Origin of the sequence: Aeromonas sp. 603607 (assembly GCF_049171595.1) — a bacterium.
Taxonomy (GTDB): Bacteria; Pseudomonadota; Gammaproteobacteria; order Enterobacterales; family Aeromonadaceae; genus Aeromonas; species Aeromonas veronii.
This window is the reverse complement of record NZ_JAAKOV010000005.1, coordinates 95833-111418: the sequence shown is the minus strand read 5'-3', so window position 1 is coordinate 111418 and position 15586 is coordinate 95833. Positions and strand designations below refer to the sequence as shown.

The window sequence follows — 15586 nt, the reverse complement described above, 5'->3', positions numbered from 1 at the left end:
CCTCTACCACTCATCGCCGATGATACGTGGTGACGGGTCGTTTTAAAACGACAGGGTGGCCGGCTGGATGGCGGAGAAGTTCTCCTGGCCGGAAAAGAGAAAGGTAAAATCGCTCTCGCAGACCCGCTTCACCGCCGGATGCTGGATCATCCGCTCGGCGAAGATGACGTAATACTCCTCCATCAGATCCTGGGTCTCTCCGATCAGCATCACCCCCTCCCCCTCGAGGATCTCCTCCCGATAGATGGTGGGAGCCATGAAGATGCCCTGATTGAAGAAGCCAAACGCCTTCATCAAGGCGGCATCATCAAACTCGCCAAGAATGCTGGGAGAAACCCCCTGCTGTTCGAACCACTGGGTTAGCTGACGCCCCATGGCGGTACGGCGACCGGGGATCAGCAGCTTGCGCTCCTCCAGACAAGCGGGAAAGGGCTTTTCAGGCAGCGGCGCCTTGCAGAAGAAGCTGACACCACAGCCGCCCAGTCGTTTGGAGAGCAGCCCCGCATGTTGGCTGGAGTCCACCGGACAGTCGGAGAGGATCATATCTAGCTTGTGCTCGCTCAGCTGCTCCAGCAGTAGTTCGTGGGTCGATTCGAAGCAGCGCAGGTGGATGGAGCCATCATTGGGGATGACAGAGAGCAGCACGCGGCTGGCCAGGCGCTTGGAGAGGGCATCGGCGATGCCGACGTCGAACAGGATCTGGCTCTCCTTGCGGTAGTTGACGATATCGAGCATCTCGTAGGAGAGGCTGAACATCTTGTCGGCATAACGAAATACCAGCTGGCCCAGCTCGGTTGCCTCAAGGGAGCGTCCCTTGCGCTTGAGCAGCTTGCCACCGAGGCGCTGCTCCAGCAGTTTGATCTGGCCGGTGACCGTCTGCGGGGTCAAAAAAAGGGCTTCCGCTGCCTGGGTAACGGAGCCCTTCTTCTGAGTCATCCAGAAATAGTAGAGATGGTTGTAGTTAAGGTGTGACATCCGATGGGGTTCCCGCTTGACGCGGACTCCGGTAGCAGCTGAGTTCAACCGCCAGAATGTCATACATGTCGCTAACCGAGTCAACCTTGTTCGCGCCAAACTGCTCCATCAGACTGGCCTTGAGGCGTGCCTTGTCAGGCATCCGGTCAGCGCAATAACGCTTGTTGGAACGCTTGACCATCTCGCCAGCCCGGCTGCTCAGCGCCCGCTCGGAGAAGGTCTCGCCGAAACGAGCCTTAGCCTGCTTGTCCCCCAACATCAGAGCACTCTCCACCACCCCGTTGAGATAGGCCGAACAGCTGGCCGAACCAGCCTCCTGTCGACACTCTTCAAACCCGCCAGCTAATCCCATAGGACTGACCAAGAAGAGCAGTAACCATGCCTGTTTTCTCATAAACCCTCCGCATTCTGGTCCCCATCACTCTTGGGGAGTGACAATCGCAAGGCCAGATAGCCAACCAGCGCTGCAATGCTGGATCCAACGAGGATCCCGAGGCGCGAGTAGCTGCCGTAATCCAGCCCACCATGCTCAAAGGCCAGTGACGCGATAAACATCGACATGGTGAATCCGATACCACAGAGGATGCTGACCGCAAAAATCTGCTTGAAGTTAACCCCGGGCGGCAACTGGGCGATACCCAGTTTGACCGACAGCCAGCTGATGGTAAACACCCCGAGCGGCTTGCCGATAAACAGTCCCAGCATGATGCCCATGGGCACCGGATTCAACAGGGAGGAGAGACCTATCCCCTCAAGGGATACCCCTGCGTTGGCAAAGGCAAACAGCGGCAGGATCAGATAGGCGCTCCAGGGATGTAACGAGTGCTCAAGATGCTTGAGTGGCGACTCATAACGCTTCCCCTTGAGCGGGATCATAAATCCGACCACCACACCGGCCAACGTCGCGTGAACGCCCGACTTGAGTACAGCAACCCAGAGCACCAGACCAACCAGCATGTAGAGGCTGATCCTGTCCTCGCCACGACGGTTCATCCAGAACAGGGTAAAGGTAGCCAGAAGGCCGATCGCCAGCGCCTCAAGCGACAACTGCTGGGTATAGAAGAGTGCGATGATGATGATGACGCCGAGGTCATCCATGATGGCCAGCGCCAGCAGGAATACCTTGAGGCTCACCGGCACCCGCTTGCCGAGCAGCGCCATCACCCCGAGGGCAAAGGCGATGTCGGTCGCAGCCGGGATCGCCCAGCCAGCACGCGCCACTTCGTCCGAATAGTTGAAAAAGGCGTAGATCAAGGCTGGAGCCAGCATGCCGCCCACCGCCGCAATAGCCGGAAAAGTCGCTTGCACCCGAGAGGAGAGCGCCCCCTCCAACATTTCACGCTTCACTTCCAGACCAACCAGCAGGAAGAAAATCGCCATAAAGCCATCGTTGATCCAGAGCAGCAGTGGCTTGTTGATGTCGAGAGCCGCGATGCGCACCTGCACCGGCGTGTCGAGAAACGCCTGATACCCGCCAGCCAGCGCGGTATTGGCTAAAATCATTGCCAGCATGGCAGCCATGATCAGAATAATTCCGGAGGCGGCCTCCAGCTTCAGGAACTTTTTGATTACGTCACTCATGGTTAAATTTTCCACCGTATTGCTTTGGTTTGAGTCTATCCCTTGCAACAACCAATGGAAAATCGTTTCTTGCTGCTCAATACAACGAAAAAACCGAAAGCAAAATAGAACATACCTGCTATAAGCAGGTTTTTCCTCGTCTCTGGCTACCGTCTTATTAATCAATAAAATGAATTTTCAATTATTTAACTGCATAAAAAAGCGCCCTGAGGCGCCTTGCTATCAGATGGCGACGGGCGCCTTGATGCCGGGATGGGGGTCATAACCCTCGATCTCGAAATCCTCGAACTTGTAATCGAAGATGGAGTCAGGTTTGCGCTTGATCAGCAGGGTCGGCAGCGGGCGCGGCTCGCGGGAGAGCTGCAGAGCTGTCTGCTCCATGTGGTTGGAGTAGAGATGCACATCACCGCCAGTCCAGACAAAGTCACCCACTTCCAGATTGCACTGCTGGGCCATCATGTGGGTCAGCAGGGCGTAGCTGGCGATGTTGAACGGCAGGCCGAGGAACACATCACAACTGCGCTGGTAGAGCTGGCAGGAGAGCTTGCCGTCCGCCACATAGAACTGGAAGAAGGCGTGGCAGGGAGCCAGCGCCATCTTGTCCAGCTCGCCCACGTTCCAGGCGGAGACGATGATGCGGCGCGAATCCGGGTTGTGCTTGATGTCATCCACCGCCTTCTGGATCTGGTCGATGACAGACCCGTCAGCGGCAGGCCAGGAGCGCCACTGCGCGCCGTAAACCGGCCCCAGATCGCCATTCTCGTCGGCCCACTCGTCCCAGATGCTGACGCCATTTTCCTTCAGATAAGCGGTATTGGTATCGCCATTGAGGAACCAGAGCAGCTCGTGAATGATCGAGCGCAGGTGGCACTTCTTGGTGGTCACCAGCGGGAAACCCTCCGCCAGATTGAAGCGCATCTGATGGCCGAACAGGGAGATGGTACCGGTGCCGGTACGGTCAGACTTGACGGTCCCCTCATCGAGGATTTTCTGCATCAGGTCGAGATAAGCTCGCATTATTTCGCCTCCTTCACGGCATTACCGAACAACTGCGGACGCTTGTAGGCGGCCCAGATCATCAGGGCACCGGCGATAATCATCGGGGTGGAGAGGATCTGGCCCATGCTGATCTCCTGGAAATAGAGACCAAGCTGGCTGTCCGGCTGGCGCACAAACTCCACCAGGAAGCGGAACAGGCCGTAGAACAGCAGGAACATGCCGGAGATGGCACCGCGCGGCGGATTCTTGCGCCAGAAGAGATTGAGGATGATGAACAGCACCACCCCTTCCAGTGCGAACTGGTAAAGCTGGGAAGGATGACGCGGCTCGGGGCCGGCCTCCGGGAAGATGATGGCCCAGGGTACATCGGTGACCCGGCCCCACAGCTCGCCGTTGAGGAAGTTGCCGATCCGGCCGACGCCGAGACCGAACGGAATGAGCGGTGCCACAAAGTCGGCCACGGTGAAGAAGTGGCGCTTGGTCTTGTGGGCAAACCAGATCATCGCGGTGATCACCCCGATCAGACCACCGTGGAACGACATACCGCCGGTCCAGATCTTGAACAGGTAGGTGGGATCCGCGAGGAAGAGATCGAAGTTGTAGAACAGCACGTAACCGACACGGCCACCGAGGATCACCCCGAGGAAGCCGTAAAACAGCAGATCCGACACCTCGTTGCGGGTCCAGCCGCTGTTCGGCGCATCGGCGCGACGGCCGGCAAGCCACATGGCAAACGCGAAACCGAACAGGTACATGAGACCATACCAGCGTACCGATAGTGGTCCCAAACTGAATGCTACGGGATCAATCTGCGAGAAAACCCAATATCCATCGTGCTGCATATGCGGCCCCAGTCAAAATAAAAGCCGCATTTTCCGATCATTCGTCAGCAGGGACAAGGCATGATTATCAATCACTCTGTTTCGATTTATGACCGGCTCGCAGCAAACCGCCCAAACCATGCTCCTCCAGATAGCGGGCAAACAGGCCGCGCAGTACGTGGGGGTTGTCATGTTTGAGGCCATCGGCCATCAGTTCGGTCAACTCGCTCAGGGTGGATTGACGCAGCACGTACTTGATCCGGGCGATGTTGTGGGTGTTCATACTGAAGCGGCGATAGCCCATGGCAAGCAGCAACAGTACACCGACCGGATCACCGGCCAGCTCGCCACAGACCGACACCGGCTTCTGGTAGCGGTGGGAAGCATCAACCAGCTGTTGCAGGGCGCGGATCACCGCAGGATGGAAGGCATCATAGATGTTGGCAACCCGGGAATTGTTGCGATCCACCGCCAGCAGGTACTGGGTAAGGTCATTGCTGCCCACAGACCAGAAGTCGATGAGCGGCGCCATCTCCGGCAAAATAAAGAGGGCTGAGGGCACCTCGATCATCACCCCGAGGCTGGGGTAGCGGATCACTGCATCGCGGCTCGCCGCCTCTTCCGACACTTCCCGCCATGCCTGATCCAGCAGACGACGGGAGGCTTTGATTTCGCTGACGCTGCTGATCATCGGCAGCATGATGGCCAGATTGTCCAGCCCTTCACTGGCCCGCAGCATCGCCTTGAGCTGCACCAGAAACAGTTCGGGGTGATCCAGGGTGATCCGGATCCCCCGCCAGCCAAGGAAGGGGTTTTCCTCGACGATGGGGAAATAGGGCAACGGCTTGTCGCCGCCCACATCCAGCGTCCGCATACAGACCGGCCGGTTGCGGTAGGTCTCCAGAATGCCGCGATAACGGGCTGTCTGCTCCCACTCTGAGGGGAAACTCTCCTGCAGCATAAAGGGGATCTCGGTGCGATAGAGACCGACCCCGTCCGCCAGCTGATTGAGGGAGATCTCGGTATCGGCACTGAGACCGGCGTTGAGCAGCAGGGAGACCTTGGTGCCGTCGGCCGTCTCGGATGGCAAGTTGTCGACACTGCGCACCAAGGTATCGAGCGCCCGCTCTTCGCTCAGCAGCTGACGATACTCGGTCAGAATCACCTGATTGGGTTCGATGAAGAGATCGCCGCTGTAACCATCGACAACCAGCATGCGACCGCCGATGTCGCCGAGGGGCAGATCGACCCCCATGATGGCGGCGACCCCCATGGCGCGGGCCAGAATGGCGGCGTGGGAGTTGGTCCCCCCCTTGAGCGAGACCACCCCGGTCAGATACTCGCGGGGCACTTCCGCCAGAATGGTGGCGGTCACTTCATCGGCAACCAGCACCACGGGTTCGCCGATGGCGATATGCTCTGGCTCGTTTTGCACCAGTCGGCTGATCAGCCGCTGGGCAATATCCTTCACGTCGGTGGAGCGCTCCTGCAGGTAGGGATCCTTCATCCCTTTGAACTGCTCGATCAAGCGATCACTGATCAGCTTGACCGCAGATACCGCAGTCCAGTGCTCCTTGCTCACCTTGTTGCGAATGGGCTTGATATAGCCGGGATCGTTCAGCAGATGGAGGTAGATATCGAAAATCGCCACCGAATCCTGGCTGTAGCTCTCGCGAAAACGCAGCGCCAGACTCTCCAGATCGTGGCGCACCTCCTCAACCGCCAGCTCCAGCCGCGCCAGCTGGCTGGCGTGATCCTCATCCTTGCGCGGGGTAATGGACGAGAGCGCCTTGCGGGGCCGCCACACCCAGGCCTTGGCCATGGCGATGCCGCTGGCACCGGCAATACCGCGCAGCGGCTTGCTCCAGTCGGTCTTCTGCAACCACCCCTTGGCCTGCGCCTGGGCAATCCGCGCCGCCAGCTGGGCCGCCAGGGTGACCATGAAGGACTCTTCCCCCTCATCGAAGCGGCGACTCTCTTTCTGCTGCACCACCAGAATGCCGACCACCTGACGCTGATGCATGATGGGAGCGCCGAGGAAGGAGCGGAACGCCTCTTCGGCAACATCGGGCAGGAATTTGAAACTGGGGTGCGCGGGGGCATCAGCCAGGTTGATCAGCTCTTCCCGCTGACCCACCAGACCAACGATACCCTGCTCGTAGGGCAGGGTCACCTTGCCGACCGCGGACGGTGCCAAGCCGTCGGTAGCCGCCAGGCGATAGCGGCGCACCTCGGGTTCCGAGACATACACGGAGCAGCAGTCCACTGCCATGGCGTGCCGGGTCTGGCTCACCAATGCCTGCAAGGCCTGCTCGAGGGTATTGGCCTCGGCCATGCTCTCGACGATACGTCTCAGTTCCGTTAACAACTAATCTGTGCTCCTTAACGGGCGCGGTTGCGCCGCCCATCCTTCTTGTTGACCTGCACTGCCGGCACTGGCATCGCCAGCGGGGCAAACTCTTTCATGACCCGGCGGTAAACCTCCCGCTTGAACGAGACGACCTGACGCACCGGATACCAGAAGCTGACCCAACGCCAGTCGTCAAATTCGGGATGGCCATGACAGCCGAACTGGATCCTCGACTCCTTGCCCGAATTCAGCTGTAACAGGAACCATTTTTGTTTTTGGCCAATACAGACCGGTGAACTGTCCCAGCGGACAAGACGTTTGGGTAAACGGTACTTTAGCCAGTTACGACTGGTGGCCATGATGGTCACATCTTCGGGCTTGAGGCCAATCTCCTCATACAGCTCTCGATACATGGCCTGCTCTGGCGTTTCACCATCATCAACCCCCCCCTGCGGAAACTGCCAGGAGTGCTGCCCATAGCGTTTAGCCCACAACACTTGTCCTTCACGGTTACAGATCACGATACCGACATTGGGACGAAATCCGTCGCCATCAATCACGTGATCACCTTATAAAGGCTGAATCTATAAGGAGATTGTTCCACATTCACTCCGTGGCAGCAAACAAGGAGTGAATCCCCTGTTTCATGAATAACTTTCAATTTCAAACATACTTATAAACAAATCCAAGGATCCGCGCCCCCAAGTTGCCCACCCAGGCTGTGCATAAAGCTGTTAGCAAACGGGTATATACAGTACTTTTTAACTGTACGCGAAAAGTAACTCTTCGTATCACCACGCGACATTAAATATAAAAAATCATTATTTTTTATGAACTTGAGATAAAATAACTGGATCTAGATCCATGTTACCCCAAGAGCCTGATCCATGATCCGGATTGTGAACAAGTTCAACTGCTCAAAGATCCACCGCGGCGAAATTATCCACAGGAGTGGCACAATATCTACCCCGTTTACCCTGTAAAAATGGGGTGGCATTCACAATTTTTTGTAACATATCAGCGACTCCAACCACTTTCATCCACTTATCCAAGATTTCTGTGGATAACTGTGTGTAACATCATGCACAAACCCTTGGACAACTATTTAGAGGTCAAACCAGACCAGGATCACTACTCGATAAAATAGACAAAATCCTTTAAAATCATAATGATGAGATGATAGCCCCCAAACTCTCTGCATTTGATCTTATCCACTCAGGATCGGTTATAAAAACAGCGATCCTTCTCGGGATCCTCCCCTGTTAGAATATGGCGAGCAAGATGGAGCCAACTATGCCAAGCAATCCCCAATCCGAGCAGGAGTTATTGAGCCGCGCCTATGCCATGGCCGGATTCACCCTGGCGCAGCTGGCCGCCGAGGCTGGTGTCGCGGTGCCCAAAGACCTGCGCCGTGACAAGGGGTGGGTCGGTCAGTTGATCGAGCTGCAACTGGGAGCCAGCGCAGGGAGCAAGCCGGAGCAGGACTTCCCGGAGCTGGGGATCGAACTCAAGACGATCCCCGTGGATCCTCAAGGCAAACCGCTGGAGACCACCTTCGTCTGCGTCGCCCCGCTGATCGGCGTCAGCGGCCAGCGCTGGGAGGAGTCCAACGTGCGCAACAAGCTCTCCCGGGTGCTCTGGATCCCGGTGGAAGGCAGTCGGGAGATCCCGGTTGGCGAGCGACGGGTCGGCATGCCGCTGATGTGGAGCCCGAATGAAGAGGAAGATCGGCTGCTGCGTCAGGACTGGGAGGAGCTGATGGACATGATAGTGCTGGGAGAAGTGGAGCAGATCAGCGCGCGCCACGGCCAGGTGATGCAACTGCGCCCCAAGGCAGCCAACAACAAAGCGCTGACTCGCGCCATCGGCCGCGATGGTCAACCCATAATGACCCTGCCCCGCGGCTTTTATCTCAAGATCGACTTCACCCACAGTCTGCTGCAACGCTATTTTGCCTTGCCGACTTGATCTGCCTTATCAACATCTTTGTCATATGGTGGTATAAAAATAGACAGGAACCATTTTTAACTCACAGACAAGGAGGCGTCATGCCACTGATCAAACAGTTTTTGAAGTCCAAGCCCGAGGTCAAGGTGACCTTTGCCGTAGAGAAAGAGGCGGCTGCAGGAGCGGAACAGGTGATGCTGATCGGCGAGTTCACCCAGTGGCAACCGGTCGAGCTGAAACGCATGAAGAGCGGCGAGTTCAAAGCCACCCTCAATCTGCCGACCGACGGCCCGGGGTACTTCGAATATTGCTACCAGCTCATCACTCCGGCAGGGGAAACCCTCTACGAGAATGACTGGGCTGCGGACGACTATGTGCCTGGCCCTTTCGGGCGTGACAACTCGGTGGTACGGGTCATCCAGTAACGGCAACCAGAGAGCCAATAGACGGATACAAAAAAGGCTCGCCATTGGCGAGCCTTTTCACTACCTGTCGAGCTATTTGCCGACATACCGACACCAATTCGAATCGAATTAGTTGAGCTTCTCTTTGATACGAGCAGCTTTGCCGGACAGGTTGCGCAGGTAGTACAGTTTGGCGCGGCGAACATCACCACGACGCTTCAGTTCTACACTGTGGATCAGCGGAGAGTGAGTCTGGAATACACGCTCAACACCTTCGCCGTTGGAGATCTTGCGAACGGTGAAAGCAGAGTGCAGACCGCGGTTACGCTTGGCAATAACGATGCCTTCGAAAGCCTGCAGACGCTCTTTACCACCTTCTTTAACACGAACTTGAACACGTACGGTGTCGCCCTGGGCAAAAGCCGGGATGTCGGTACGCATTTGCTCTTGTTCAAGCTGCTGAATAATCTTGCTCATTGTCTTTCCTTACCTAGGATAAACTGAAAACTCTACTTAACGCTGTCACGCACTTCGCGGACATACTCGGCAAGAAGTGATTCTTGCTCGTCAGTCAGAGCTAGGTTGTTAATAAGTTCCGGCCTTCTTTGCCAGGTTCGTCCGAGCGATTGCTTGAGACGCCAGCGCCGAATCACTTCGTGATTGCCGCTTGTCAGCGCCTCGGGCACCGCCAATCCATCCAACACCTCCGGCCGAGTGTAGTGGGGATGATCCAGCAAGCCATCCGTAAAGGAGTCCTGCTCAGCACTGGCCTGATCACCCAAGACTCCTGGAACCAGACGCGAAACCGCATCGATCAGGGTCATGGCAGGCAACTCGCCACCACTTAACACGTAATCCCCGATAGACCACTCTTCGTCGACTTCGGTTTGTATCACGCGTTCATCGATACCTTCGTATCGACCGGCTACCAGAATCAGTTTCTGATTCGTCGCCAACTCGGTTACGCCCGCTTGAGTCAGCTTGCGTCCCTGAGGGGAGAGATAGATGACTTTCGCCCCGTCTCCCGCCGCTTGCTTGGCTGCATGAATCGCGTCACGCAGCGGCTGAACCATCATTAACATGCCGGGCCCACCACCATAAGGACGATCATCGACCGTACGGTGTTTGTCGTGGGTAAAGTCCCGGGGGTTCCAGCACTCAATCTGCAGCAGGCCACTCTTGACGGCCCGACCCGTTACCCCGTGCTCGGTAATGGCTCGGAACATTTCAGGGAAGAGGCTAATCACCCCAATCCACATAAGAAACCTCCGGCACCCGTGTTAGCGCGGGAAACTAGAAACCAGGATCCCAATCAACTTCGATTGTTCGAGCAGTCAGATCAATGTTCTTGATCACCTGCTCTTCCAGGAACGGAATCAACCGCTCCTTTGCACCAAAGGCATCTTTTACATTGGCCTCAACCACCAACACATCGTTGGAGCCGGTTTCCATCAATTCGGTCACCTTGCCCAGGTCATATCCCTTGGTGGTCACTACCGAGCAACCAATCAGGTCACGCCAGTAGAACTCGCCCTCAGGCAACGCAGGCAATAGATCAGCGGGTACGCCGATCTCGACATTGGTCAATGCCAGGGCATCTTCGCGCACATCGATACCATCGAGTTTGCAGATCAGACCCTTGTTGTGACGTTTCCAGGATGAAACCCGAATTTCACGCCACGCCCCGTTCTGATTAATCAGCCAGGGGTTGTAATCGAAAATCGCTTCGGCGACATCGGTGAAGGAGTTCACTTTAAGCCAGCCCTTGATGCCGTAAACGGTCCCCAGGGTGCCCAGAACTACAGGTTTTTCCACCTTAACTCCTTACCGTTTGGCTGATTAAGCAGCTTTGGCAGCGTCTTTGATCAGCTTGGCAACGCGCTCAGAAACAGCGGCACCAGTAGCAACCCAATGCTCGATACGAGCCAGGTCCAGGTTCAGCTTTTCAGCCTGACCAGAAGCAACCGGGTTGAAGAAACCAACGCGCTCGATGAAACGACCGTCGCGGGCGTTACGGCTGTCAGCAACTACTACCTGGTAGAACGGACGCTTTTTCGCGCCACCACGTTGTAAACGAATGGTTACCATATCGTCCTCATTAACATCTAATGAACAAGGCCCGCAAACACGCGGACCCTAGCTTAAAATAAGCCGCATAATTCTACTTGGATTCGTAATAATTGCAACCAAGCCAGCCATTTTTTGCGCAGGGCTGCAATGAAAAGGGCCTGCAACTCGCAGACCCTCGCTCAATACCTAACTCCGGATAATCAGAACGGACCGCGACCGCCACCAAATCCCGGTGGCAGCATGTTCTTCATCTGGCTCATCATTTTGCGCATGCCGCCCTTGCCGGACATCTTCTTCATCATGCGCTGCATCTCTGTGAACTGCTTGAGCAGCTTGTTCACGTCCTGCACCTGCATGCCGGAACCTGCGGCGATACGACGCTTGCGAGAGCCCTTGATGAGGTCGGGATGGGCACGCTCTTTCGGCGTCATGGAGCTGATGATGGCCTCCATCCGCACGGTGAGTTTGTCATCCATCTGATCCTTGATGTTGTCCGGCAGGCCGGACATGCCCGGCAGCTTGTCGAGCATACCCATCATGCCGCCCATGTTGCGCATCTGGGCCAACTGCTCGCGGAAGTCCTCGAGATCGAAGCCTTTACCGCTCTTGACCTTGCTGGCCAGCTTGGCCGCTTTCTCTTTATCGACGTTACGCTCCACCTCTTCGATCAGAGAGAGCACATCGCCCATGCCGAGGATGCGAGAGGCGAGGCGATCAGGGTGGAACGGCTCCAGCGCATCGGTCTTCTCGCCCATACCGATGAACTTGACCGGTTTACCGGTGATGTGGCGCACCGACAGGGCGGCACCACCGCGGGCATCGCCGTCCGCCTTGGTGAGGATCACGCCGGTAAGGGGCAGCGCTTCGTTGAACGCCTTGGCGGTGTTGGCGGCATCCTGACCTGTCATGGCATCGACCACGAACAGGGTCTCGACAGGCTTGATGGTGGCGTGCAGATCCTGGATCTCGGCCATCATTTCGCTATCAACATGCAGACGGCCGGCGGTATCGACGATCACCACGTCATAGAATTTCTTGCGCGCCTGATCGATAGCGGCAGTCGCGATGGCAACCGGCTTCTGGCTTGCATCGCTCGGGAAGAAGTCGACGCCGATGTCACCCGCCAGGGTCTCCAGCTGTTTGATCGCCGCAGGGCGATAAACGTCGGCACTGACCACCAACACCTTCTTCTTGTTGCGCTCTTTGAGCAGTTTGGCCAGTTTGCCGACCGTGGTGGTCTTACCGGCCCCCTGCAAACCGGCCATCAGGATAATGGCGGGCGGCTGGGCAGCCAGATTGAGCTGTTCATTGGCCTCCCCCATCACGGTGACCAGCTCGCCGTGCACTATCTTGATGAATGCCTGACCCGGGCTCAGGGATTTGGCCACTTCCTGCCCGACGGCACGCTCCTTGACGCGCGCCACGAAATCACGCACGACCGGCAGGGCGACGTCCGCCTCAAGCAGCGCCATGCGGACTTCGCGCAGGGTTTCCTTGATGTTCTCTTCGGTCAGCCGACCACGGCCACTGACATTGCGCAAGGTGCGCGAGAGTCTTTCAGTCAAATTCTCAAACATGACGCATTCCGGTTCTTGGCGTAATAAATGGGGGGCATTATAACCCAGAGCAGCCGCGAGGACGATTATTCACCGCACCGTCGCTCATCTATGCTTCGTCCCTATATATGGGCGGATCGGCCATTGCACAACTGGCGAGCACATCTTGTGCAAGGTATACTGCTCCTCTTATATCCCTAAATGCTTGTGTAACAACGACCTGGTTATGATCGTGATCTCTGTTCTGGCCCTGGCGTTTTATCTGCTGGCCATCATCGCCTCACTGCACCTGCTGCTCAATGCCAAACAAGTCGGGTACCCCCCCCTGTTCGCTTGCGTGGGACTGGCACTGGTAGCCCATGGTGCATCTGTTGCCAGCGAAGTAATGGTGACCCATTCCGGTCAAAACCTGAGCATGCTCAACGTCGCCTCGCTGGTCAGCCTCATCATCAGTTGCTTCATGACTTGCGTAACCCGCCGCTTCAACGGCTGGATCCTGCTACCGGTGGTCTACAGCTTCTCGGCCCTGCTGCTGGCTGCCAGCGCCTTGATCCCGGGTCGCTACATAACCCATCTGGAGGCCCATCCCCAGCTGCTGCTGCACATCGGCCTCGCCCTGATGGCCTACTCGGTATTGATGATCGCCTGTCTGTTTGCGCTGCAGCTCGCATGTCTGGACAAGCAGCTTAAATCTCGAAAAATCAGCAACCTGCCAGCCATGCCACCACTAATGACGGTGGAGAAACGGCTGTTTCAGTTGATCTCTGCGGGGGTGCTGCTGCTGACACTCTCCATCGCCTCCGGCCTCTTCTTCCTCGAAGATATGTTCGCCCAGGGCAAATCCCACAAGGCTGTGCTCTCCATCCTGGCATGGTGTGTCTACGTTCTGCTGCTGTGGGGACATCACACCTATGGCTGGCGCGGCCGTAAAGTCATCACTCTCAGTCTGATCGGCAGCTTCATCCTGACTCTTGCCTACTTTGGCAGTCGCTTCGTCAAAGAAGTGCTGTTGAGCTGACACCTATACTCTTTTAGCCATACCATCCAACAGGAGCCCTTTTTGGACAGCATCTCAACGAGTACATTACTGATTGTTCTCGTTATCTTGATCCTTCTTTCCGCCTTTTTCTCCAGTGCCGAAACCGGCCTGATGTCCATCAACCGCTACAAACTTCGGCATCTGGCACAGACCAAACACAAAGCCGCACGTCGCGTCGAGCAACTGCTCGCCCGCCCCGATCGCCTGCTGGGACTGATCCTGATCGGCAACAATCTGGTCAATATCCTCGCCTCCGCCATCGCCACCATCGTCTGTATCCGGCTGTTTGGTGATCTCGGGGTCGCCATCGCCACCTTCGGCCTGACCCTGGTGGTACTGGTATTCGGTGAAGTGACCCCCAAGACCCTGGCCGCCATGTTTCCGGAGAAGATCGCCTATCCCGCCTCCTGGATCCTCAAGGGGCTGATGGTGCCGCTCTCACCGCTGGTCTGGCTGATCAACGGCATCACCAGCGGCCTGCTCAAGATGCTGAAGATCAATCCCAACAAGGATGACTCCCTCAACACCGAGGAGCTGCGCACCATAGTCAATGAGGCGGGTAACCTGATCCCCCTGCGTCATCAGGAGATGCTGCTGAGCATTCTGGATCTCGACAAGATGCTGGTCGAGGACATCATGGTGCCGCGCAGCGATATCTACGCCATCGACATCAACGATGACTGGAAGAGCATCCAGCGCCAGCTGGCCCACTGCGCTCACACCAAGATCCTGCTCTATCGCGACAATATCGACGACGTTGTCGGATTTTTACACGCGCGCGATGCCCTGCGGCTGGTAGCCAGGGACCAGTTCAACAAATCGAGCCTGTTGCGTGAAGTGGACGAGATCTACTTCATTCCGGAAGGAACGCCGCTCAACGTGCAGCTGGCCAAATTCCAGCGCAACAAGGAGCGAATTGGCCTGATCGTCGACGAATACGGCGACATTCAGGGGCTAATCACTCTGGACGATATTCTGGAAGAGATCGTGGGCGACTTTACCACCTCCATGACGCCAGCGCCGAGCGACGAGATCCACCCCCAGTCAGATGGTTCTTATCTGGTCGAAGGCTCAGCCAATATTCGTGAGCTGAACAAGGAGATGAACTGGCATCTGCCCATCGACGGCCCGCGTACCCTCAACGGCCTGATCCTCGAATATCTGGAGGAGATCCCCCAGCCCAACATCGGGATCCGGCTGGCCGGCTATCCTATCGAGATCCTCGATGTGGAGAACAACATGGTCAAGATGGCGCGGATCATGCCGGCATCGTACCGGGCGGAGTCGGATTCGCAAGATTGAAAAAGGGCTGCCAGTGGCAGCCCTTTTCTATTGCTCATCGTCACTGTTCATCTTCATCATCCGGCTCCAGCACCAGCGTCGGGATCAACTCGCCAAACACCCTCTGTAGCTCGTCACGGTTGGTCAGCAGGTCTTGCAGCGTATAGCTGTCCATCACCGCCAGAAACGCATCCATCGCCTCTTTCAGCGCACTCTTGAGCAGACAGACAGAGACGATGTGGCAAGCGGGCGAGCCGCAGTCAATGCCGTCCAGATTGCCTTCCAGCGCCCTGATCACCTGCCCGATATTGATGGTGGCGGGATCGCAAGCCATGCGAATACCGCCATTCTTGCCACGCTGGGATTGCAGATAGCCCAGCTTCACCAGCTGATTGACCACCTTCACCATGTGGTTGCGGGAAACGCCATACAGGGCCGATACCTTGGCAACGCTCGACAACTCCCCTTCCGGCAGGGTGGCAAGATAGAGCAGGGCTCTCAATCCAAAATCTGTATAACTGGTTAGTCTCATAAAACCTGATTAGCGCGATGCGAAAAGTGGA

At 56.6% G+C, this 15586-nt stretch carries 17 protein-coding genes; 4 read left to right on the top strand and 13 right to left on the bottom strand.

Translation table 11 applies throughout. From position 1 onward, the window contains the following. Positions 1-42: 42 nt before the first annotated feature. From nhaR to rppH, 7 genes are all read right to left on the bottom strand, one after another. Positions 43-975: a transcriptional activator NhaR gene (gene nhaR, locus G5315_RS07095; RefSeq protein WP_005340434.1), complete on the bottom strand. Its 933-nt coding sequence runs from the start codon at positions 973-975 to the stop codon at positions 43-45. Continuing rightward, positions 962-1327 carry a hypothetical protein gene (locus G5315_RS07090; protein WP_216954529.1) on the bottom strand — a complete coding sequence of 122 codons (366 nt, stop codon included), beginning with the start codon at positions 1325-1327 and terminating at the stop codon, positions 962-964. Before G5315_RS07090 ends, nhaR begins: the two co-directional genes overlap by 14 nt. A gap of 38 nt (positions 1328-1365) precedes the next feature. Further along, entirely contained in the window at positions 1366-2556 is a 1191-nt protein-coding gene (nhaA, locus tag G5315_RS07085; RefSeq protein WP_005341370.1) for a Na+/H+ antiporter NhaA, read from the bottom strand. A 222-nt stretch (positions 2557-2778) separates the two neighbouring features. Next, positions 2779-3573, bottom strand: a complete 795-nt coding sequence (gene thyA, locus G5315_RS07080; protein ID WP_330124901.1) for a thymidylate synthase — start codon at positions 3571-3573, stop codon at positions 2779-2781. Continuing rightward, positions 3573-4397 carry a prolipoprotein diacylglyceryl transferase gene (lgt, locus tag G5315_RS07075; protein WP_031227775.1) on the bottom strand — a complete coding sequence of 275 codons (825 nt, stop codon included), beginning with the start codon at positions 4395-4397 and terminating at the stop codon, positions 3573-3575. Before lgt ends, thyA begins: the two co-directional genes overlap by 1 nt. Before the next feature lie 67 nt (positions 4398-4464). Further along, the gene (gene ptsP / locus G5315_RS07070; protein ID WP_421332805.1) at positions 4465-6744 is read right to left on the bottom strand and encodes a phosphoenolpyruvate--protein phosphotransferase; all 2280 of its coding nucleotides are present in this window, start codon (positions 6742-6744) and stop codon (positions 4465-4467) included. 14 nt (positions 6745-6758) lie between these two features. After that, the gene (gene rppH / locus G5315_RS07065; RefSeq protein WP_005340421.1) at positions 6759-7286 is read right to left on the bottom strand and encodes an RNA pyrophosphohydrolase; all 528 of its coding nucleotides are present in this window, start codon (positions 7284-7286) and stop codon (positions 6759-6761) included. Between the two features lie 733 nt (positions 7287-8019). Between rppH and mutH the strand changes: the two genes are divergently transcribed. Beyond that, on the top strand, positions 8020-8694 hold the full coding sequence (gene mutH, locus G5315_RS07060; RefSeq protein ID WP_042084339.1) for a DNA mismatch repair endonuclease MutH: 675 nt from the start codon (positions 8020-8022) through the stop codon (positions 8692-8694). A gap of 80 nt (positions 8695-8774) precedes the next feature. Then, complete coding sequence (locus tag G5315_RS07055) at positions 8775-9098, top strand: isoamylase early set domain-containing protein (protein ID WP_005348910.1); 324 nt, start codon at positions 8775-8777, stop codon at positions 9096-9098. 108 nt (positions 9099-9206) lie between these two features. Here the strand turns inward: G5315_RS07055 and rplS are convergent, their stop codons facing one another. From rplS to ffh, 5 genes are all read right to left on the bottom strand, one after another. Further along, positions 9207-9554 carry a 50S ribosomal protein L19 gene (gene rplS / locus G5315_RS07050; RefSeq protein WP_005308701.1) on the bottom strand — a complete coding sequence of 116 codons (348 nt, stop codon included), beginning with the start codon at positions 9552-9554 and terminating at the stop codon, positions 9207-9209. Positions 9555-9586: 32 nt separating this feature from the next. Next, positions 9587-10336: a tRNA (guanosine(37)-N1)-methyltransferase TrmD gene (trmD, locus tag G5315_RS07045; protein WP_005308699.1), complete on the bottom strand. Its 750-nt coding sequence runs from the start codon at positions 10334-10336 to the stop codon at positions 9587-9589. 34 nt (positions 10337-10370) lie between these two features. Further along, entirely contained in the window at positions 10371-10892 is a 522-nt protein-coding gene (gene rimM / locus G5315_RS07040) for a ribosome maturation factor RimM (protein WP_005340394.1), read from the bottom strand. Positions 10893-10916: 24 nt separating this feature from the next. Then, complete coding sequence (rpsP, locus tag G5315_RS07035; protein ID WP_216952849.1) at positions 10917-11165, bottom strand: 30S ribosomal protein S16; 249 nt, start codon at positions 11163-11165, stop codon at positions 10917-10919. Between the two features lie 182 nt (positions 11166-11347). Next, complete coding sequence (gene ffh / locus G5315_RS07030) at positions 11348-12724, bottom strand: signal recognition particle protein (protein ID WP_005341384.1); 1377 nt, start codon at positions 12722-12724, stop codon at positions 11348-11350. A gap of 205 nt (positions 12725-12929) precedes the next feature. On the opposite strand from ffh, the gene G5315_RS07025 reads away from it, so the two are divergent. Then, a complete protein-coding gene (locus G5315_RS07025) occupies positions 12930-13721 on the top strand; it encodes a cytochrome C assembly family protein (RefSeq protein ID WP_421332804.1) in 792 nt (263 codons plus the stop codon). A 42-nt stretch (positions 13722-13763) separates the two neighbouring features. Continuing rightward, a complete protein-coding gene (locus G5315_RS07020) occupies positions 13764-15044 on the top strand; it encodes an HlyC/CorC family transporter (RefSeq protein ID WP_421332803.1) in 1281 nt (426 codons plus the stop codon). A 40-nt stretch (positions 15045-15084) separates the two neighbouring features. Here the strand turns inward: G5315_RS07020 and G5315_RS07015 are convergent, their stop codons facing one another. Continuing rightward, the gene (locus G5315_RS07015) at positions 15085-15555 is read right to left on the bottom strand and encodes an Rrf2 family transcriptional regulator (protein ID WP_279497421.1); all 471 of its coding nucleotides are present in this window, start codon (positions 15553-15555) and stop codon (positions 15085-15087) included. Positions 15556-15586: the final 31 nt, after the last annotated feature.

What these genes read in the sequence shown, in the direction of transcription:
- nhaR (WP_005340434.1), bottom strand. Translation starts at nt 975, where the DNA reads ATGTCACACCTTAACTACAACCATCTCTACTATTTCTGGATGACTCAG.
- G5315_RS07055 (WP_005348910.1), top strand. Translation starts at nt 8,775, where the DNA reads ATGCCACTGATCAAACAGTTTTTGAAGTCCAAGCCCGAGGTCAAGGTG.
- trmD (WP_005308699.1), bottom strand. Translation starts at nt 10,336, where the DNA reads ATGTGGATTGGGGTGATTAGCCTCTTCCCTGAAATGTTCCGAGCCATT.
- rpsP (WP_216952849.1), bottom strand. Translation starts at nt 11,165, where the DNA reads ATGGTAACCATTCGTTTACAACGTGGTGGCGCGAAAAAGCGTCCGTTC.
- G5315_RS07090 (WP_216954529.1), bottom strand. Translation starts at nt 1,327, where the DNA reads ATGGGATTAGCTGGCGGGTTTGAAGAGTGTCGACAGGAGGCTGGTTCG.
- mutH (WP_042084339.1), top strand. Translation starts at nt 8,020, where the DNA reads ATGCCAAGCAATCCCCAATCCGAGCAGGAGTTATTGAGCCGCGCCTAT.
- ffh (WP_005341384.1), bottom strand. Translation starts at nt 12,724, where the DNA reads ATGTTTGAGAATTTGACTGAAAGACTCTCGCGCACCTTGCGCAATGTC.
- rplS (WP_005308701.1), bottom strand. Translation starts at nt 9,554, where the DNA reads ATGAGCAAGATTATTCAGCAGCTTGAACAAGAGCAAATGCGTACCGAC.
- G5315_RS07025 (WP_421332804.1), top strand. Translation starts at nt 12,930, where the DNA reads ATGATCGTGATCTCTGTTCTGGCCCTGGCGTTTTATCTGCTGGCCATC.
- lgt (WP_031227775.1), bottom strand. Translation starts at nt 4,397, where the DNA reads ATGCAGCACGATGGATATTGGGTTTTCTCGCAGATTGATCCCGTAGCA.
- G5315_RS07015 (WP_279497421.1), bottom strand. Translation starts at nt 15,555, where the DNA reads ATGAGACTAACCAGTTATACAGATTTTGGATTGAGAGCCCTGCTCTAT.
- nhaA (WP_005341370.1), bottom strand. Translation starts at nt 2,556, where the DNA reads ATGAGTGACGTAATCAAAAAGTTCCTGAAGCTGGAGGCCGCCTCCGGA.
- thyA (WP_330124901.1), bottom strand. Translation starts at nt 3,573, where the DNA reads ATGCGAGCTTATCTCGACCTGATGCAGAAAATCCTCGATGAGGGGACC.